Annotated in this window: 15 protein-coding genes; 5 read left to right on the forward strand and 10 right to left on the reverse strand. The window is 50.1% G+C overall.

The window, feature by feature from the left end; all coding sequences use genetic code 11:
• The 4 genes from ACFSW8_RS03540 to ribH all read right to left on the reverse strand — a co-directional run.
• Positions 1-868 (reverse strand): SAM-dependent methyltransferase (locus ACFSW8_RS03540; RefSeq protein WP_377177444.1); only part of this gene is annotated, 868 nt, incomplete at its 3' end.
• A gap of 30 nt (positions 869-898) precedes the next feature.
• On the reverse strand, positions 899-3,037 hold the full coding sequence (locus ACFSW8_RS03545) for an AMP-binding protein (protein ID WP_377090191.1): 2,139 nt from the start codon (positions 3,035-3,037) through the stop codon (positions 899-901).
• 240 nt (positions 3,038-3,277) lie between these two features.
• The gene (gene nusB / locus ACFSW8_RS03550; protein ID WP_377177446.1) at positions 3,278-4,165 is read right to left on the reverse strand and encodes a transcription antitermination factor NusB; all 888 of its coding nucleotides are present in this window, start codon (positions 4,163-4,165) and stop codon (positions 3,278-3,280) included.
• A complete protein-coding gene (gene ribH / locus ACFSW8_RS03555; protein WP_377090193.1) occupies positions 4,158-4,685 on the reverse strand; it encodes a 6,7-dimethyl-8-ribityllumazine synthase in 528 nt (175 codons plus the stop codon). Before ribH ends, nusB begins: the two co-directional genes overlap by 8 nt.
• A 219-nt stretch (positions 4,686-4,904) precedes the next feature.
• On the opposite strand from ribH, the gene ACFSW8_RS03560 reads away from it, so the two are divergent.
• Together ACFSW8_RS03560 and argS are read left to right on the forward strand one after the other, a co-directional pair.
• Positions 4,905-5,384 (forward strand): PTS sugar transporter subunit IIA, encoded by a 480-nt coding sequence (locus ACFSW8_RS03560; protein ID WP_377090195.1) that lies wholly within the window; start codon positions 4,905-4,907, stop codon positions 5,382-5,384.
• Positions 5,385-5,445: 61 nt separating this feature from the next.
• Positions 5,446-7,203 (forward strand): arginine--tRNA ligase, encoded by a 1,758-nt coding sequence (gene argS / locus ACFSW8_RS03565; RefSeq protein ID WP_377090196.1) that lies wholly within the window; start codon positions 5,446-5,448, stop codon positions 7,201-7,203.
• 57 nt (positions 7,204-7,260) lie between these two features.
• Here the strand turns inward: argS and ACFSW8_RS03570 are convergent, their stop codons facing one another.
• A complete protein-coding gene (locus ACFSW8_RS03570) occupies positions 7,261-8,622 on the reverse strand; it encodes a sulfatase (RefSeq protein ID WP_377090197.1) in 1,362 nt (453 codons plus the stop codon).
• 376 nt (positions 8,623-8,998) lie between these two features.
• On the opposite strand from ACFSW8_RS03570, the gene ACFSW8_RS03575 reads away from it, so the two are divergent.
• The gene (locus tag ACFSW8_RS03575) at positions 8,999-9,604 is read left to right on the forward strand and encodes a PEP-CTERM sorting domain-containing protein (RefSeq protein ID WP_377090199.1); all 606 of its coding nucleotides are present in this window, start codon (positions 8,999-9,001) and stop codon (positions 9,602-9,604) included.
• Positions 9,605-10,056: 452 nt separating this feature from the next.
• Here ACFSW8_RS03575 and ACFSW8_RS03580 read toward each other — a convergent pair whose 3' ends face one another.
• From ACFSW8_RS03580 to ACFSW8_RS03590, 3 genes are all read right to left on the reverse strand, one after another.
• Entirely contained in the window at positions 10,057-11,967 is a 1,911-nt protein-coding gene (locus ACFSW8_RS03580) for a hypothetical protein (protein WP_377177448.1), read from the reverse strand.
• Between the two features lie 21 nt (positions 11,968-11,988).
• The gene (locus ACFSW8_RS03585; RefSeq protein ID WP_377090204.1) at positions 11,989-12,411 is read right to left on the reverse strand and encodes a hypothetical protein; all 423 of its coding nucleotides are present in this window, start codon (positions 12,409-12,411) and stop codon (positions 11,989-11,991) included.
• Positions 12,412-12,479: 68 nt separating this feature from the next.
• Complete coding sequence (locus ACFSW8_RS03590; RefSeq protein WP_377177450.1) at positions 12,480-14,441, reverse strand: ATP-binding cassette domain-containing protein; 1,962 nt, start codon at positions 14,439-14,441, stop codon at positions 12,480-12,482.
• 108 nt (positions 14,442-14,549) lie between these two features.
• Here ACFSW8_RS03590 and ACFSW8_RS03595 point away from each other — a divergent pair, with 108 nt between their 5' ends.
• Positions 14,550-16,130 carry a hypothetical protein gene (locus ACFSW8_RS03595; protein WP_377177452.1) on the forward strand — a complete coding sequence of 527 codons (1,581 nt, stop codon included), beginning with the start codon at positions 14,550-14,552 and terminating at the stop codon, positions 16,128-16,130.
• 41 nt (positions 16,131-16,171) lie between these two features.
• On the opposite strand, the gene ACFSW8_RS03600 is transcribed toward ACFSW8_RS03595, so the two are convergent.
• A complete protein-coding gene (locus ACFSW8_RS03600; protein WP_377090209.1) occupies positions 16,172-16,678 on the reverse strand; it encodes a hypothetical protein in 507 nt (168 codons plus the stop codon).
• Between the two features lie 316 nt (positions 16,679-16,994).
• Between ACFSW8_RS03600 and ACFSW8_RS03605 the strand changes: the two genes are divergently transcribed.
• Complete coding sequence (locus ACFSW8_RS03605) at positions 16,995-17,318, forward strand: DUF3820 family protein (RefSeq protein ID WP_377177454.1); 324 nt, start codon at positions 16,995-16,997, stop codon at positions 17,316-17,318.
• Between the two features lie 28 nt (positions 17,319-17,346).
• Here the strand turns inward: ACFSW8_RS03605 and ACFSW8_RS03610 are convergent, their stop codons facing one another.
• The gene (locus tag ACFSW8_RS03610) at positions 17,347-19,194 is read right to left on the reverse strand and encodes a glycoside hydrolase family 15 protein (protein WP_377090214.1); all 1,848 of its coding nucleotides are present in this window, start codon (positions 19,192-19,194) and stop codon (positions 17,347-17,349) included.
• Positions 19,195-19,210: the final 16 nt, after the last annotated feature.

Raw genomic sequence — 19,210 nt, forward strand, 5'->3', positions numbered from 1 at the left:
TGCGCGCATGCGGGGTGAGGAACGCGTTTTGCGTGCAGTAATCGATGGTTTCGAGGCCCATGGATTCGCCCCATTGCATGAGGTCAGTGAAGTTGACGTCGGCGGTGAGATCTTGGTGGCCGACATTTTGATAGATGGCGGGGCCGGTAAGATTTTCATGGAGGAGGAAGGCGCGAATCGTTCCTTGGGGGCGCCTGTGATAAATCTCTGGGTAGGTGTCACCGTAGTCAATGGTGATCATTTCGCCTTCACGCCAAGCGCAAATCCATTCTTCCAGCCATTCATGGTAGGATTCGTGTATTTCTACTCGATGATTCTCTGGGTGTGAGGAGGTGATCGACGAACTGATAGGGAGGTTTGAGCAAGGGGTGAACGACTCTGCTGAGCCATCCCAGTGGAGCTCTTCCCACTGGTTTTGATTTTGTTGGAAGATGCGGACTGGGAAGGCGTCGACAAGTTCGTTAGAGAAAATGAATGCGCGTCCTGAGGATGCTTTGAGGGCATCGAGTGGGGTGGTGTGCCAGGTGATGCGATGTGGCTTGAGGCGCGTTTGTTGCTCTTTAGTGAGGGGGGAGGAGGTTTCGACGATATGGTATTTCAGTTTGAGTCGAAGCATCAAGGGGAGAGACTTAATGACCGCTTCAGCGAGCGAGCCATCGCCAGCGCCTATTTCGATGAGGTGAAATGGCCCAGGGTTTTGTTTGAGCCATGATGCCGCTCTGGCGGCAATGGCTTTACCCAGCGTGGGACTGAGGGTGGCTGTGGTGGAGAAGTCTCCGCGATGGCCAACGGTTTTAATTTTACGGGCATAGTAGCCGTGAGTGGGGTCATGCAGGGCATGTTGCATGAAGGCGTCAAAGCGCATCATCTTTGAATGGGCTGGAATTGGATATGGTGCTTAGGCTTGCTTTGCGAGCAATTCGCAGGCTTTGATGTCGAGTTTACCTGACGCGAGGATTGGTATTTCTTCTACTGGGATAATTGCCTTTGGGCACCAGAGTGATGGGATACCTTGGTCGAGTAGTCGGTAGCGGAGATCGAGGCATTCTTGTTCTAGGGCGACACCGGAGATGGTCGATAGGAGGGCGATGGCTTCACCTTTTTTCTCATCAGGAATGCCTACGACGGCGACTTTACGTTCCGTTTCTTCATCGAGACCGAGTGCATGGTTGATGGCTGCTTCGACAGTTTCATGTGGGACCATTTCGCCACCGATTTTCGAGAAGCGCGAGATGCGGCCTTCGATTGAGAGGAATCCATCAGAGTCGACAAAGCCGACGTCGCCAGTTTTGAACCAGCCATCATCGAGGACTTCTTTGGATTTTTCTGGGTTGTCGAGGTAGCCAGGGAAGATGTTAGCGCCTTTGAGCCAGATGATGCCTGATTTATCGAGTGGAACGGGTTGGTCTGTTGAGGGGTCGGTGAGTTTGACAGCAATCCCTGGGAGGAAGTTTCCGACGGTGCCTTGACGGGAGGCTGCGATGGTTGCTTGGCCAGATGTGGCTGGGGGTTCTGGCAGGTTGACGTTGGTAGCCGGTGATGTTTCCGTCAGCCCGTAGCCTTCTTGAGGCATGATTCCAAACTTTTCTGCAAAGGTGTCGGCGAGTGATTTAGGGAGCTTTTCTGCGCCGGTGACGACGAGCTCAAGCGACTTAAGTTGTTCTGCTTTGACGCGTCGCATGTAGCCTCTGAGGAATGTTGGGGTTGAGAGCAGGAGGATGATTTTGTGTTGTTCGATGAGCTCGGCGATGCGTTTCGCGTCGAGTGGGCTAGGGTAGGTGATGAGGTTGAGGCCTTCGATGCATGGGAACCAGAGGGTGACAGTGCATCCGAAGCTGTGGAATAGAGGTAGTGAGCCTAAAATGTTTGAGTTTTCCGGCAGATTGAGACGGGTGCCGAACTGGCAAACATTAGCGAGTACATTGCGGTGGGTGAGTGGTACACCTTTGGGTTCGCCAGAGGAGCCTGAGGTGAAGAGGAGTACAGCTTCTTTGTCGCCACCCTCATTGCTGACCCCAACCATTTTGGCAAGCATTGCGGTGGGGAGTACTTTCGAGAGGACCACCCATCGGGTGATTGCTTTTTTCATCTCAGGGAGCACACGCTCGATGTAGATGAGGTCGCGGTTTGGTGGCCAAGCGAAATCCGGCATTTTGCGGATGAATGGGTCAGCTGTGATGAATTTATCGAGGTCAGCTTGGCGGATTGCTGAATCTACTGCGGACTTGCTTGCTGTGAAGTTGAGGTTGACGGGGGTTTTGCCAGCGAAGATGGCGGCGAGGTTGGCAATGAGGCCGCCAGGTCCAGGCGGGAGGATGATGCCAATGCGCTTACGCTTCGTTTCTTTTTGGATGTGTTTGGAGAAGGCGATAGCGGCGCCAAGAATAATATCGAAGCCTTTTTGTTGGTCGTTTGTGCCATCGATGACTTGGGTTTTGCTGTGTTTTTTTAGTCCAGCGAGGAGAGCGTATCCCAGTGATCCATTGAGGAAGTCACGCGAGGCAAAGGCTTGTTCGAAAGCGGTTAGGAGGGCTTGTCGAAGAGAAGGTGCTGTGCAATTGCCGGGGGAGAGTAGGGGGTGGAAAGCGAGGATGGCAGAGGGGAGTGATTTGCTGTTTTCGATGCTTAGGGACAGCTCTGAAGGGATGTGTACGGCGAGCGGGAGAGTGGGGAGGTTTAACTTGCAGAGGGCACTGAGGGTGTCTCCAGTGACGTGCACTGAGGTTCCGTAGAGGCAGGTGACGTCACCAGGAAGGAAGACCGCAATGCCATTGGAGCCGAGGTCTTTAAGGAGTTGTTCGCCGACTTGAGCAAGGCCTGAGTCTTGGGCGCTGAAGGCAATGGCTTCACGTGAGCTTAGGTGGTTTTCCGTTTGTTTTGAGAGTGCGACATTTTCCTCGCAGACCCAGATGATTTTCCGGCCGTTGAGTTTCTTCTCAAGTTCTAGCATTTCTGAGTGATCGAGTCTACCTGGGACGATCAATGCTGCTTGGGTGGGGATGTTATCCTGGTGAAGAAATTGGGGCGCTTTGCTCATGGTGGTACGTCTGATAGTTTTCAATCTGCTAGATTGAGAAGACGCTGCTATCATCGTCAGATATAGAGTGATCCATCAAGGAAATCTTTGTCGATGGTTTATTCAGTTTTATCGATTTTTTATGAGGGTGGTACTATGTTGATTTAGCTGGCTTCTTGAGAAAAGAAAACTCACCGAAGCGGGCGCTTGGGTGAGTTGTGTGACGTTTTGTTTTTGAATGAATTATGTGTGTTGTCTCGGCTAGCTGGGGATTTTAGCGATTTTATCGAGGACGCCGTTGATGAATTTTGGGGATTCTGACGATCCGAAGCGGCGTGATATTTCTATGCACTCGTTGATGGTGACGGGTGCTGGGATATCTTCTTTGAAGAGGATTTCGTAGGTGCCGAGTCGAAGGGCTGCGCGGTCGACTGGGTCGATGCGGTCAGGCCGGTAGTTTTCGACTACTTGGTGTATGGCATCGTCGAGTTTACTTTTTTGTTGGATGATCCCGCGGGTGAGTGTGTCGACTTCTTGGCGGAAGCTTGCCATTTTATCGGCAGTTTCCTGGAGGTGTTTGATATCTGGGTGGTCGGCGAATTGCTCTGGGTGCTCGACCATGCGGATACGATCTGAGACGCGTTGAAGGCCATTGATGGCGGCTTTTATGGGGTCGAGTCGTTTATTCAGGATGGGGAAGTCTTGGAGGTGGTAGTTCCATCGTTTGCGAGACTCGGTGAGTTGGGTGTTGAGGGTGTAGAGCTCTTTGAGTGAGGAGGTGAGCTCTGGGGATGGAGTTTCCACGCCTGGATCGTAGAGTCGCTGGATCCGATCAATGATGGATTGCCATTTGCTTTCAAGCTTCAAGATTTCATTGAGAGCGAGCTTGAGTTTTTCGGCCTCCGGATCTGCTGAGATGGTTGCAAGGGCTGTGTCAGCGCGCTCGACGAGTTTGCTATGGCGCGCTTCTCTCCCTTGGTTGAGGTGGAGAGCTGCTTTGGCGGATGCCTTTACCAGTTTATTTTGATCTGACTCTAGGCTGAGGTCCCAGTAGGTGTCTGAGAGTTCTTCGGCGGCCGCTCCGCCCTCAAGGTCTGAACAATAAAGGAACTGGATGGCGGATTCTCTGATGGCGCGTCTACTATGCATTGCTGGGATAAGATCGAGTTGATTTCTTTTTGTTATCTTGGTGAAGGCCAAGAGCGGAAAATAACTCAATCATGGTATGTGCGGAGCGAGCGGCTTCGCGGCCACGATTGAGTTCTGATCCGACACAGCGTGCGTAGGCTTGCTTTTCGTCATCTACAAGAAGAACTTCATGAATCACGGGAATTTTTGTATCACAGGCGAGTTGTTGCAGGCTATTGGTGACGGATTCGCCGACGAGGTCACCATGTTGTGTTTTGCCACGGATGATGAGTCCGAGGGCGATGAGAACATTTGGTTTCTGGTCTGATGAGAGGATGGCGGCGGAGGCGACAGGGATTTCAAAAGCGCCGGGGACGCGCGCTACGGAGATGGTAGCGTGAGGGAGAATGGTTTTCAGTTCGTCGGTGGCATTTTCGACGAGGGCATCCGTGAATTCTGAGTTATAGATGGAGGCGACGATGGAGATGTGCGCCTTTGAGCTAGAAACTTGACGTGGGCGAGGTGGAAGTGCCGTGGACATGGAATATTTGTGCTGTGCGTGGGGGGCTTTGTCAATTTTTTGCGCACTGGGTGAGCGATGTGTGGGTGAATTGTTGATGAGAAACCACTGGTAGCAAGCGTAGTCCTATATGGATAAGCAGGAAAGGACTTGATTTGTGAGAGAAATCTTTATACTTCACAGCACGCTTCGCCACTTGGCATACCTGCTGTGCCAGCTGTCGAGGCTCCTCCATACATTATGAAATTAGCGAGCTTATTGACTAATGACCAAGTGATTCTCGACATGAAAGCCGAGGAACACTGGCCAGCTATCGTAGAACTTGTGGATCATTTGGATCGGCACGAGTTCTTGAAGGGCGAGAACAAAGAAGATGTTCTTGAAGCCCTCCACACCCGCGAAGACCAGATCAGCACTGGTATTGGCAGCGGGGTGGCCATCCCCCATGCGTTTTCGGAAAAGCTCGACCATGTCGTTGCTGTTTTTGGTCGTTCAAAGGAGGGGATTGAATTTGAGGCATTGGATAATGCCCCGGTGAATTTCGTGCTTTTGTTTGTTGTTCCCAAGAAGGATTATCACATGCACCTTCAGACTCTGGCGGCAATTGCCAAGCTCTTCAACAATTGTGAGGTGCGCCAGCAACTCGCGAATGCTGAGACTCGCGAAGAGGTGATTAACATATTGGGGTCACGGCCGTCGCGCATCCATTGTGAGCGCTAAATGGACTTTTTTTAATACTGCGCCCCACAAGATACGGGGCGCTTTTTTGTTTTATTGAACTATGAAAACACTCTTAGAGACACTGGAATCGTGTTTGCATGAAGCCATTGCTAAGCTTGGTCTTGAGCTGCCTGATGGTTTTCCTGTCAAAGTTGTCCCGGCGGCAGACGTGCGTCATGGCGACTACCAGGCTAACACAGCGATGGCATTGGCAAAGCGGTTGAAGATGAACCCTCGGGATCTTGCCGCTCAGCTGGTTGAGGCTATGGATGTCGCGTTACTTGCCGAGAATGAGATCGCAGGGCCTGGATTTATCAACTTCCGGATTAAGAAGGAAGCTTGGAGCACGAAGGTGGCATCCTTGATAGGTGATTCACGTCTTGGAGTTCCTGTTGTGGAGAATCCACAGAATATTGTGGTGGATTTCTCAGCGCCAAATGTGGCGAAGCCGATGCACGTTGGGCACATTCGTTCTACGATTATTGGGGATTCACTTTCGAGAATATCTCGTTTTCTCGGACACAATGTGACCACAGATAATCACATTGGCGACTGGGGGACGCAATTTGGGATGGTGATTTATGGTTGGAAGAACCAGCTTGATGAAGCGGCGTTGAGTGCTGATCCCCTGCAGGAATTATTGCGAATTTATCGCTCTGTGAATGCCTTGTGTAAGGAAGATGAGAGCATTAAGGATGCATGCCGTGATGAATTAGTGAAGTTGCAACAAGGAGATGAGGAGAATTTCGCGATTTGGGAAAAGTGTGTTGAGGTCTCTAAAGTTGGGTTGAATAAGATTTATGACCGCTTGGATGTGAGTTTTGACCATTGGTTAGGTGAGAGCTATTACAACGACGCTCTAGCACCATTGGTTGAGCAAATGCAGGGAGAAGGACTAGCGCGAGAGAGCGATGGTGCTCTTTGTGTATTCTCAGGTGAAACATTGCCTCCGAAGCAAGATCCTTTCAAAGAAAAGCGTGATGGAGAATGGAGGGATTTTCCAATGATTGTCCGCAAGAAGGATGGTGGGTTTAATTATGCGACTACCGATATTGCGACCGTTGATTACCGTTTGCAGGAGTGGAATGCGCAGAAGATATGGTATGTGGTGGATGCTCGCCAAAGCTTGCACTTCCAGCAGCTTTTCGATGTTGCCAAGCGCCGTGGCAGCCAAGCTGAGTTAGAGCATATTTCATTTGGTACGATTCTTGGCAAGGATGGCAAGCCATTGAAGACACGTGATGGTGATCTTCCTCAGTTAGCAGATGTGCTAGATGATGCGATTAAGTCAGCGCGTTCAGTGTTAGAGGAAAAGAGCAGTGGACTCAGTGAAGCTGAGAAAGAGACCTTAGCGAAGGTTGTTGGTATCGGTTCAGTGAAGTTTACCGAGTTGAGCCACCATCGAGCATCTGATTACATCTTTGATCTTGAGAAGATGGTTGCTTTGCAGGGCGACACGGCCCCGTACCTTCAGTATAGCTTTGTTCGTGTGCGTTCGATTTTCCGTAAACTTGAAGAAGAGGTTGCACTCGACGGTGAGGGCATTTCGATTCAAGAAGATGGTGAGGTGCATTTAGCGCGTACCTTGGCTAAATTTGGTGAGGTTTTGCCAACGGTGTTGGATGGACTAAAGCCGAATGTGTTGTCTAGCTATTTATTAGACTTGGCCAAAGCGTTCCATAGTTTCTTTGAAGCATGTCCTGTGCTTAAGAGTGAGGGAGATGTTAGGAAGACGCGCCTAGTGCTTTGTGAGCTGACAGGTCGTGTTCTTGAGAAGGGTCTCGGCTTGTTAGGTATTCAAGTGCCAGAGCGCATGTAGACGATTAAATTGTTAGCAAAGCGAGTGGCGTGTGAGTCACTCGCTTTTTTTATGCTATTACTTGTGTCGTTTTGACTTGAGAGTTTTCGTGAGTCGTTCGACGACCTCTGGGTGTGTGGGTGCGATATTCTTAGTTTCTTTCGCAGATGATTGGTGGTCGTAGAGTTCCGTGAAGCCATCTTTGTGGTGGATGAGGCGGTACTGCGGGTCACGTACGGTACTCGCTCTTGATGTGTATGAGATCGCGAGTGGGGGATTGTTATCCATGGGGGAGCCATCGAGATTTTTGGGAGCTGGGATCTCTGCTATTTGGCAGAGGGTTGGGAAGATGTCGACGGTTTCGGTGATGGAGTTATTGATTTCTTTGGTGGTATTGGGGCGGTTGATGATGAGTGGTGCATGCAGTGATTCCTCAAAGAGGCTATGTTTGCCCCAGATAGCGTGTTCTCCAAGATGCCAGCCATGGTCGCCCCAGAGGACAATGGTGGTCGAATCACGAAGGTTTAGTGTATCTAGAGAATGCATGAGCTGGCCAATCTGGGCATCGATATAGCTGACGCAGGCAGCGTAGTGGAGGCGTAGTTGGTCTGCGAACTGGGCATCCGTGCGTGGGTCTTTGTTCCAGCGATGGTACTTCATAAATTCACCAGAGCCATGCCACGTGGTGCGGCCACTGGGTTTGTTGGGATGAGGGATCGGAGGGAGGGTGGTATTGGTGTAGAGATCGCGGTATTTTTTAGGGGCGCCAAAGGGGAGGTGTGGGCGGATGAAGCCGACAGCCATGAAGAATGCTTGTTTGCTTTGTGCTAGTTTTTTTAACTCTGTGGTAGCGGAAGCGGTGATGAGCCCGTCGGGATAGATTGAGTCGTCACCTTCAGTGGCTTGCATGACGTGCATGTCTTTGGCATTTTTACGTATTTCCCCGTTAGCGAGGCCGTGCATGGCACCGCGTGGGTGTAGCCATGGTCCACTAGGCATGGAAGACGCGTTCCAAGCGTTCGGCATTTCGACGCTCTTGTTGTCATTCCAGTCTGTGCCGCCAAGTCCGCCTGGGTGATGGGAAACTTTACCTATGGAGATTGTTTTGAAACCATGCGTACGAAACCATTCAGGCATGCTCACTGGGCTGGGTGGATTTCGTTTGGCTCTCTTAAATAAGGCATTGTTACCGGGGTCTCCGTAGGTACCTGTGAGAAGCGCATATCTGGATGAACCACATGTAGGAGCCTGGACATAATGATGGGTGAAGAGGGTGCCGGAACTCGCCAAGCTATCGATGTTTGGGCTATGGATATAGCTTTTTCCATAGCAGCCGAGTTCGGGCCTCAAGTCATCGACGCATATTAAGAGAATGTTTTGGCGAGGGGTTGCCGTGAGTGGAGTTGCGAGGAGGCATGCGAATAGGATACTGAGTTTCACTGTGACTGCTTTGGTTTTGTTGGACTCGTGTGGTAGTAGCTATGGACTCAAGATTATTGTTCTGATTTTGGTGGGGAGGAAATGTCTTCTGTTAGTCTCCTCTTCCTCCTGTGGTCTTATTGCTCAGGCGAAATTACCTTTCGCAATTATATTCATGAATTAGCTGATACCGCACCTGGTATATATAATTTACTGTACTGAGGGATATGGGAAAATGGGTCTTCTATATGCGACACTTCACTTAGGAAAATGCGACAGTGAACTCTAATTAGATGGTGTGTTTCACATTTGAATCAAGTGTGTGCTTCATGGTTGAACTTGTAGGACAGCATGTATGATCTGTGGGTTTATGCAGATGAACCCTCAAAGATTAATAATGAGTGCGGCCTTTTTCCTTTTTGGAGGAATGGGGCAAGCGGCGATCGTCGCGTATTCGAATGATTTCTCTAATCCATTAGCAGTCTCTGACTACAGCTCGGTTGGTGCGGTGGCGCCGACTTATTATCACACTACATCGAATAGGGATGGACTTGGTGGGGATGGCGTAGCGGGCGATGGTGCTATGTATTTTAACGTGCAAAATAATACATCAGGAGATGAGGTGGTAGCTTATGCTTTTCAGGGAACTATGGATGAGGGGGAGGCTTATCGACTGACTATGGGGTCATTTAATGTGACGAATAATTATAATGGTTATTATATGTCTTTGTATAACGCGACGGATGGTGTCGAGCTTGTGAGAGCTGATTTGTGGCAGCCTGCTGGGTATCCGGCTGCGCGCACGGATGTGTTGGAATACACTGCCTTAGCAAGTGATGCTGGCGATGTTTTGGAGTTCAGAGTTGGTGATAAAATTACAGCGAGTTTCAGAGATTTTGCCGTAGATAATGTTTCTTTAGAAGTGACGGCTGTACCTGAGCCCAGTGTGTCTGGAATGCTTATTTGTGCTTTAGGAGCGATAGTTTTACGTCGGAGGCGGTAAGAGTTTGCCTATGTGAGAGCTAAATGTTGGGGAGCTCCACACGCATCCAGATCGCCAGCGAGAAGGTGTCTCGCTGGCGATTTTGCGTCTTTGTCTGAGCAAATTGCACCGTCATTTGACTCTTTTTGATCACGAAGTGGTATTATACCATCTCCCGACTCGGAATAGACGCATGGAGTGGGGTTCAGTCTTGTGAAGTTTGCGCTGCGCGATTTTAGAGTAAATCGGATTATCTTACAGAATGTCATCGATGTTATTCAGTTGTCCCGCGCGTACGGGAGGCCTTCACTGGGCCTTGATATTCTGCAAGCTCATTCCGACCATTCGTCCATTCCGTTTCGCTCAATGGTATTATGGGAGATGGCATTGGAAGAGGGGGGAGACAAAAAATGGCCTCTCAGTGGTGGACTGAGAGGCCGGGTGTATAAACTGGCTTAGTAATAGGAACTGGCTTAGTCTCTGAATTGTTTTTTCACAATGCGTTCAATTCCTTCCTTGGCGAATTGGCTTTGTGGGTAGATGTCGCGAGCCTTGAGGTACCATGAAAGTGCGGACCCAGTTTGTGGTGAGACACCGCCTTCTTCCAGCTTCTTGGCTTTTGTGAGGGCATTTGTGAAGTTGCCTACTTGGCCGATCAACTGCGCCTTAGCATTCGCAATTTTGGGGTCATCGTAATACTTATTCTGAGTTTCGTAGATGGCTTCCCAAGCTGCATATGGTTGTCCTGCGTCCACGAGGCTGCTTGATTTTTCTAGAGCTTTTTCGATCTCGAGAATGCTGCTGCCGATTTCGTTAAGTTGTTTAATGCGTGGCTCATCATTGAGTTGGCCCAGTACGACCACAAATTTCGACTTTCTAGGTTCTTCTACGATTGCGCGGTAGTTTTTGTCGGCGAGCAATCGATCGAATTCTTTGACAGTTTGGGTGAGTGTGTCAGCCTCTTGCTCACCCATGGTGAGGCGTTGGTCTAACTTATCATTGAAGTCCTGGATGGACGGGTTGTTAGGCCAATGTTTGATAGCGCTCTCAATTGCGACTTTCGCACGCGGGGTATCTTTTTCGAAGAGTGCGAATTTAGCATCGCGAACGAAGCCATCGGAAGCGCGTTTGTGGCCAGCGATGTAGGAAGTTGCTTTAGAGGCGTTGTAATCTCTGGCTTGTGACTTGAGCGCTTCGTTGAGTTCAGTGGCGCGGCCGAGTTCTTTTGCGGAGAGTGCTTCGATGAGGTCATTAGCGTCTTGGACGTATTGTTGGATACGTTCTTTCATGCCGACTGGGATAGTTTGTACGCAAGGCATGAATTCGCCGATAGCGAATGCTTCGACGAGGCGTTCGGAGGCAGCGTGAATGCGGTTGCTTTGAACGTTATTTTCGAAGGCGCTGATGAGTGTTTGAGACTTGCGAATGGCTTCGTTGGCTGCGGCATCGAGGCCGGCGACGGTTGGGTTGACGCCGAGCCCCTCAGAGAAGAATTTTTCGGTGTCTGAGCCTTTTTTGATGCGCATTGCTTGGTCACCATCTCTGTAGATGATATTGTAGAAGCGAGCGGACATGACCACGTGTTGGAAGCGTCTTTGGATGAAGAGCTGAACCATCATTGCCTGGTACTGGACCTTAGACTGAGTGAGGCCGATGACGCCGGAGGCTTCATATTTCTTTTTGATGGCAGCGATTTCGACGAGTCGCTTCTGCATCATCTTGTACTCCGTGGAAGTAGGAGCTTTAGTGGTGGTGGTTTTTTTACCTTCTTTGACAGAGGTTGTGCCACCGAGTTGTCCTTTGGTTTCGAGGACGTTCATGTTGTGAATAAGGCGCTCGCGCTCTTCTTCAAGTTTGGCAATGGCTTCTTTTTTATTGCCGATACCTTTCATGGCGAGGCGGCCTGAGTAGATTGAGTTGGCAAGTGAATCGCAGATGCCACCGTCACCGGGGTATTCTGAGGCTTGCTCGAGTAGGTCGTATGCACCTTTGAGGTCTGGACCGCCAGGGTTGAGAGGTGATAGGAGGTCGAGGATTTTATCGATTCTCTCGCGATACTCAACGGATGCCTTGCTTTCGAATTCAGAGGAGGCGAGATAGGCTTCGAACTGGCCACCCAGGTTGTTGTCCATGAGTGAATAGGAACGGCCTTGGAAAGTGACTGTCTTGGCGGTTGGGTCTACGATCGGGATTTCTTCACCTTGGACTGATGGTGAAGACGACTCGTACCGGTTGATCGTGGTGTTATTGGATGGCGCTGCATTGCCGGAGGCTGAATTGCCATTCCCGAGCATTGTTCCAGTGCCATTTGGGGGTGTTAGCACTTGGCCGGTAGCAGGAAGGATCAGACTGGAGCTCAAGGCTAATAGAGAAAGTTTTTTCATAAGAAAGTGGTAGGGTAGGAATTATTTAGCAGTGTAGCTGGATGCGACGAGGGCGCCTTCTTTTTTCACATCGACGACAAAGGTATAACTTTGTTTGGTTTCTAGGTTGGGTCCTTTGACTTTAGCTGGGACCAGAATGCCGATGCTTTGAGGTGTTTCTGGGTTGATCGAGTCGTCGCCGGTATCGACGCGCAAGAAGATGAATTTACCGACGGTTGGGTCATGTTGGGCGTTTTCGATAATTTCGCCACTGATGCTATATTCATTTCCTCGGAGGCTATTGCAGCTCTCTACATAGGTTTCGAGTGGGAATGCCTTTGCGGAGGGGGCTTCGCCTCTTTTGAGGAAGATGAAGCCGATGCCGATCACAAGGATTGCTGCGATACTGCCGATGATGACAGGAGTGGGATTGCTGGATTGTTTTCTTCTGGATCTACGAGCCATAACGGATGAGTTGGTATAAAAAGCTAGGGTGAAAAAAGGTGAGGGTTACAAAGAATATAGCACAGTTCTTAGTGTGACCATTGGTGACGACGCATGCCTATATAAGAGGCGATCAAGCCGACTGCAATCTGAATTCCCAAAACGTAGAGGCAGATAGTGCCCGAGGATTCGAGCGGGGTGTCGGTGACGGTTTTGACGGCAGCTTGGTAGCGATTATCGAGTGATTCGATACTTCCGGCCCATGCCCAGTATGCGGAGATGAATGGGCGGGTGATTTGGCCAACGAACTCAGGTAGGGCAAGGACAGCACCTGAAAGTGGCAGCTGGAATCCGACTAGGTAGATCGAGAGCAATGAGGCTTGCTCTGAGGTTTTCATCAGCGATGAAATTCCCAAGCAAATTGAGGTCATTGCGGCATTGATAAGGATGAGGAAGGTGAGATGGTCGAAGAAACCAGCAGTGCCAGCGGCTTCTGGATATTGCCAGAATTGTTCCACAAAGATTGCCATCCAGACGGATTGCACGAGGATCATGCAGCTGAGGAAGGCAATTTTACTACAAAGGTAGGCGAATGGTCTGACTCCACCGAATTTTTCTTTTTCAAGGATCTTGCGTTCACCGGCAACTTCCCGGGCTGCATTATTGGAGCCCATAAGTGCGAGTAGAACTACCTGGAACATGATGATGCCTGAGACTGCCCCGCCAACCTTGGCACGGTTTTCACCGATGGTTTGCATTTCTTTAACGGCATCTTGAGAGGTAAACTCGATGGCGTCTGGGTATTGAAGGAGGGCTTCATTGCCTTGAGGGCCAAAGAGCGCCACAAGACAGGGGAAACAGAGAAGAATGGCGACCTGGAGGAAAACCTGACCGCGATCTCGGAAGAAGATTTTGGTGCGGCGGCCCAGAAGAGTTGCGAACTGACTAAAGAAGCCAGGAGTGCACACGGGCTCAGGTTCTTCACGCACCAAGTCTTCGTCATCCTCTATTTCTGTGCTTGGCTCGAGTTCTTCTACGGGAGCGGCTTTGACTTTACTGCGCTTGCGTTTGTTGCGGCGCGACTTTTTGCCATCTTCGTTATCGAGCTCTTCCTCGAAGGCATCGAGAAGGTCGGTTTCATCGAGCTTGATGTCTTCGGTTGGTGGTGGCGTGTCTTCTGTGTCGGTGGGATCTTCTACCTTCGGCTCTTCGGGGATATTTAATTTCCCTTCATCGATGAGCTTTTGTCGGTTGCGTTCGATTTTATTGTAGAATGCGGGACCGTGTTTGAGCCATGAGCGGCGCCATTTTTCGGAACTTTGTTTTGCGAGTCGAGGGTAGATTGACTCGGTGTCATCGACGGAGAAGTAATGCGTTAAGCCACTAGGTGGGCCGTGGTAGGCGACGCGTCCTTCATGAAGCACCAGAATGGAGTCGTAGAGTTCAAGGTGAGCGAGTGAGTGGGTGACTGAGATCACGATGCGGCCATCGCGGCGTGAGAGCTCGTGGAGTCTGCGCACGATATCGCGTTCGGATCGGGGGTCGAGGCCAGAAGTGACTTCGTCGCAGAGGAGGAGTTTGGGGTCTGTGACCAATTCCATTGCAAGTCCTAATCGGCGCTTTTGCCCACCGGAGAGTACTTTGACTTGGCGGTCTGCAATTGCTGTGAGACCTGTTTCTTCAAGAACTCTATCGATGCGGAGGTCGAGGTCGTCGAGGTCTCTGGTTTTAACGCGAAGTCGTGTGACAGCTTCGATGGATTCATCAACCGTGAGGGCATCGTAGGCGATTGAGAACTGTGGGACGTAGCCTAGTTCCGCAGGCTCGAGGTCACCTTCTTCTTCGAGGTCGCGTCCATGCCAGAATATCGAGCCTTCAGACATGTGGTTGAGTCCTGCGATGGTATTGAGGAGGGTAGTTTTACCACAGCCTGAGGGGCCAACGATGGCCATGAAATGTCCAGAGGGGACCTTGAGGTTAACTCGGTCGACCAAATTGACGGGCTCGCCGTCCTTCTCAATGGTGAAACAAAAATCTTTTAGTTCTAGCACGATAGTGGGCTATAAGTTGGTTTGTGATGATGGTTACACAATCTTAAATATTTCTTTGTGGCGAGAAGAATCCTTGCGCCAGAGGGAAGAATGGGTAGGTTGTGCCACATGTCTCAACGTCGCACACGTCGCTCGAAATCTCAGAAAGCAAAGAAAATCTCGGGCTTGTGGTGGAAGTGTGCACTGGGCTTGGTTGTCGTCTTTTTGTTGTCTGGGGTGATTGGTTACCAGATGGTTGTGAGTTTTTTGCATAGTGAGGGATTCAGAGAGAAAATTGGTAAGAAGGTGAGTCGGGAGCTTGGTGTGCCGGTGACTATGGGGGAGATGCAGTGGGATGGATTGCACATGGAGAATGAGTCAGTGGTCGGTGGTTCCGATGGAGCTATTGAGAGTTTGGAAGCAAATGGAATCTCGTTAGATGTGGATACCAGTTATCTCAAACGTGAGAAGTGGGAGATTTCTAATGTGCTAGTTCAGACTGCAGGGTTAGTGTTAGATCTCAGAAAAGAATTCACCAAGTTAGAGATGCCCAAGGAAAAGAAGTCGTGGGTGGAGAAGTGGTTACCGTCGAAAGCGGAATTATTAGACGCTGAGGTAGTGCGTGCGGATGCGCAGATTTTGACTGATGGTGGCGAGTATGTTGTCGACAATACTTCTTTGAAGTTGAGCAAGGAAGATTTTGGTTACCAAGTAACGATTGAGGATGGTGTGTTAGAGTTGCCATTACCTCTGATCAAGGAAGCGCAGATAAGGGATGCTAGCATACGCGTATTGAATGAACGTATTGTGATTGATGACGCTCAGTTAGATGTATTTGCGAGTGGTAGATTAAGCATTGAGGGAGAAGTTGATTTGGCACAGGAAGTTCCTAGTTATAAGATGTATGGGGTGCTCAGTGGCCTGAAGTGTGCGGACGTGATCAATGAGGATTGGAAGCAAAGGCTAAGTGGCGATGTGGAGAGTAAATTTAGAGTGCGTCCGAAAGCTGGTAATGAACCGGAGTTTCAGGGGGAGGTAGTCATCCGGGATGGGCAGCTGACGGCATTACCTATTTTAGATACGATTGCTGCCTATACAGTGATTCGCGACTTCAAGCGTCTTCGGTTTTCTGAGTTTCGTTGTGACTATTACAGATATGGGCAATTATTGCGATTGAGTGATATTTACGTGCACTGTGATGGTTTGATGCGCATTGAGGGCGACCTAGACATAGATGGGCAGAGTTTGCGTGGGAGCTTTGATGTTGGATTAAATCCAGGGACCTTGAGTCATATTCCAGGAGCTGAGGAGAAAGTATTTTTGCCAGGGAAAGAGGGGATGCATTGGGCGCGTGTAAGAATTTCTGGAACCATTGATAATGTGGAAGAAGATCTTACCGAGCGGATTAAGGCGGCAGCTCTGGATCGATTATTTGAAGTGGTCGGTGGCAAGGAAGTCTTGCGATTTACGAATCGTGCAGCGGAATCCTTTGGTGAGTTGCCTGAGAAGCTCGGCGAGGGAGGAGTGCAGGATTTGATTCAAGGAGGGAGCGATCGCGTACTTGAGAGTGGTAAAGGAGCTCTTGATGCAGCTAGCTCAGGAGACCTTACAGCCCCACTCAAGACTGGTGGAGATATCATCCAGAGTGGTTTAGGTGGACTCTTTGGAGGGTCGACCAGAGAGAAGGAAAAGGCTGAGGAGGAAGAATAGTTGAGCCGCTTTGTGGCAAGATGAGAGGTTTTTAGGGGGGCTTAGTCTTCGTTTTTGAATTCGATTTCAACAAATTCATCTCCTTCAAAAATGCGTCTGACGATGTTGAAACTGATCAGTAGGAAGAGGCCGATGAAGAAGAAGCTTAGCTCCATAAATACGGGTGAGCTCATGTAACCGGCGATTTTTGCGGCCACTTCACCGGGGAATCCTCCAAGCAGGAAAACACTGGCGCCTACGGTGGCGAGTACGAGGAAGAAGCCGCTCATGAAGAGGCAGCCGATGATGAGTGTTTTGACCCAGGTTTTTTCCCACTCTGGAGAACGCTTGGCGACGTTAAGTAGGAGGACGAGCCAGGCGATGAAGGCGCCGCATAGTGTGATGGCTCCTGTGAGCATATTGGGGCCGGTGAAAATGACATCTGCCCATGATTTGGCTAGGTCGCCTAAGCCACCGGGGCCGACTACAGCAATCACTTTGATCGCCATGAGAGCGATGACCAGGATGAGGAAGAGGGCGTAGCCGCCGATGAAGCAGATGCGGAGCATGTGTCAGAGGTGTACCGAGATTCCTAGATTTTCAACTCTAATCGCAAATGTGGGTGGTTGAATGTTATACCATCTCTCGACTCGGAATAGACGAATGGGGTGTGGTAAAGTCTTGTGTTTCTGCGCTGCGCGATTTCCGATTGCATTGGGCTACCTTGCATAATGTCATCGCTTTCACGCAGTTATCCCGTACGTGCGGGGCGCCTTCACTCCTCCTTGCTATTCTGCAAGCTCATTCCGACCATTCGTCCATTCTGCTTTGATCAATGGTATTACAGTTCACTCCTTTTTCTTGATGCATGCGAGTGCTGGTATCATGTTGGGTCTACCGATGGATGTGACGGAAATTGATCGCGAAGATTTTAGGAATTTACTCGTTGAGATTAGTAAGACTTGGATGCCTTTTGGGAAGTTTGGGCCCAAAGACTACCCTCCACGTGGGGTGCCAATCATTGATTTACCTCCAGAGTATTTGGCTTGGTTTAGCGAGAGGGGCTTTCCGAAAGGGAGGCTAGGTGAGCTTTTACAGGCGGTGCATGAAATTAAAGAAGTTGGTATGGATATGGTATTTGAGCCGATTCGCCAGGTCAATGGTGGGCGGGTAAGCACGCGGAAAAGAAAGCCTAGGACTGATTTTTAGTGATCGCGACTCCGTGTCAGTGAAGAGGTTAGTCTTCGATGAGATAATCGTGGCAGTCAGCTGCGAGTTCGAGGGCACAATCGATCAGTGCTAGGTGGCTGTATGCCTGTGGGAAGTTTCCGAGGTGGCGTTTTGTGACGAAGTCGAGGTCTTCACCGTAGAGGCCATTTGAGTTGGCATAGCTCAGGAGCATCTTGAAGCGCTTGCTTGCTTCTTTGCGTTTACCGCAACGGGCGAGAGCCTTGACCATCCAGAATGAGCAGACAGTGAAGGCGCTGGAGGGTTCGCCAAAATCGTCATGGTTACGATATCGGTACATCAGCCCATCACGACAGAGTTCTTTTTCACTGCGTTCAACGGTGGAGACAAAGCGTGTGTCCGTGGGATCGATAAAGCCATATTCAGCCATCAAGAGGTTGGCGGAGTCGAGGTCTGTGCTGCCATATGTTTGGGTGAATGCTTTAATTTCGTTGTTCCAGCCTTTTGAGCAGACATCATGGTGAATTTCTTCACGCAGGGTGCGGTGGGAGTCGGCCCATTCGTGTTTTCCGAGTCGTTCGGCGATTTTTATAGCGCGGTCAACAGCGACCCAGCAGAGGACTTTGGAGAAGACAAAGTGTTTTTCTTCCCCTCGGATTTCCCAAATGCCTCTGTCTGGCTGCTGCCAGAATTCTTCGACAGTTTTGATAATAGATCGGACGCGTGTCCACCTACGGTCGAGAGCTTCTGGGGCGGGGTGGAGGGAGGGAAGGTCATGGTGCATGAGGTCTTTGTAGATCAAGTCCATGAGGATGCCGTAGATATCATGTTGCTGTTGGTGGTAGGCGGCATTACCAATTCTTACCGGTGAGGAATTTTGGTAACCACTGAGGTGATCGAGGGTTTCTTCAGTGAGTGTGCGCTCACCTCTAATGCCGTACATGATCTGGAGGGCGTCATCTTTAGTGGGGACTGTTTTCATGACCCAGTTGATGAAGCTTTCCGCCATTTTGTGATGGCCGATTCTATGGAGGATGTCGACGGTCATTGAGCCATCGCGGATCCAGCAAAACCGGTAGTCCCAATTTCTCACTTCACCAATAGTTTCTGGCAGGGAGGTTGTGGCTGCAGCGAGGACGGCACCGGTGGGTGCAAACTGGAGCATTTTGAGTGTGATGGCACTACGGACGATTTCTTTAGCGTAGCAATCGCACTTATGGGTGCGTGCGGCCCAGAGGAGCCAGTATGCGCGTGTCCATTGGAGTTTGAGTTCAATACGCTCACGGTCTGGCCGCATGACTTTGTCATGATAGCTTAGAAGCAGGAAGTGTTGGTCGGTGAGTGGAGAAGCTTCGCGGGCAAGGATAGCATCGGTTGGGAGGTCTGTGTAGAGATAGCAAGACTCGTAAACTGTGTGACCATTAGCGCCTTTTCCAGAGGTGGTGCTTTTTATTTGTCCTTCTGCGAAGAGGCTTGAGGTAGTTTTGAAGCGGGCGTAATCGAGCTTTGGGTCGTAGTGGACAATTACTTTTGGTTCACCGCTGATGGGTTTTAGCACGCGGATAATGTCGCTAGAGACATCTCCACGGGAGCGAGATTTTCCGTCCCAAGCGTATTTAGGCATAAAGTCAATCAGCTCGAAGCTTCCTGAGAGGCCTTCGAAGGTGGTGACAAGGATGCCGGTGTTTTTTTCATAGGCTTGTTTAACCGGTTTGCCTTCCTCCATGGCGATGCGAAAACTTCCGCCATTTGCTTCATCGAGCATGGAGGCGAAAATGGTTCCGGAGTCAAAATCAGGCATACATGCGAATGCGATATTAGAGTCGTTGTCAATGATGGCGCATGTGCGGCCGTTGCCGATGATGCCGTGGTTGTAGTTAGAATCGCTGTTAGACATTAGGAGGTGAGGGTCA

This window comes from Rubritalea tangerina (genome assembly GCF_042683245.1).
GTDB lineage: Bacteria > Verrucomicrobiota > Verrucomicrobiia > Verrucomicrobiales > Akkermansiaceae > Rubritalea > Rubritalea tangerina.

What these genes read in the sequence shown, in the direction of transcription:
- ACFSW8_RS03605 (WP_377177454.1), top strand. Translation starts at nt 16,995, where the DNA reads ATGTTGGGTCTACCGATGGATGTGACGGAAATTGATCGCGAAGATTTT.
- nusB (WP_377177446.1), bottom strand. Translation starts at nt 4,165, where the DNA reads ATGCATAGTAGACGCGCCATCAGAGAATCCGCCATCCAGTTCCTTTAT.
- ACFSW8_RS03600 (WP_377090209.1), bottom strand. Translation starts at nt 16,678, where the DNA reads ATGCTCCGCATCTGCTTCATCGGCGGCTACGCCCTCTTCCTCATCCTG.
- ACFSW8_RS03545 (WP_377090191.1), bottom strand. Translation starts at nt 3,037, where the DNA reads ATGAGCAAAGCGCCCCAATTTCTTCACCAGGATAACATCCCCACCCAA.
- ACFSW8_RS03580 (WP_377177448.1), bottom strand. Translation starts at nt 11,967, where the DNA reads ATGAAAAAACTTTCTCTATTAGCCTTGAGCTCCAGTCTGATCCTTCCT.
- ACFSW8_RS03585 (WP_377090204.1), bottom strand. Translation starts at nt 12,411, where the DNA reads ATGGCTCGTAGATCCAGAAGAAAACAATCCAGCAATCCCACTCCTGTC.
- ACFSW8_RS03575 (WP_377090199.1), top strand. Translation starts at nt 8,999, where the DNA reads ATGAGTGCGGCCTTTTTCCTTTTTGGAGGAATGGGGCAAGCGGCGATC.
- ACFSW8_RS03610 (WP_377090214.1), bottom strand. Translation starts at nt 19,194, where the DNA reads ATGTCTAACAGCGATTCTAACTACAACCACGGCATCATCGGCAACGGC.
- argS (WP_377090196.1), top strand. Translation starts at nt 5,446, where the DNA reads ATGAAAACACTCTTAGAGACACTGGAATCGTGTTTGCATGAAGCCATT.
- ribH (WP_377090193.1), bottom strand. Translation starts at nt 4,685, where the DNA reads ATGTCCACGGCACTTCCACCTCGCCCACGTCAAGTTTCTAGCTCAAAG.
- ACFSW8_RS03560 (WP_377090195.1), top strand. Translation starts at nt 4,905, where the DNA reads ATGAAATTAGCGAGCTTATTGACTAATGACCAAGTGATTCTCGACATG.
- ACFSW8_RS03595 (WP_377177452.1), top strand. Translation starts at nt 14,550, where the DNA reads ATGTCTCAACGTCGCACACGTCGCTCGAAATCTCAGAAAGCAAAGAAA.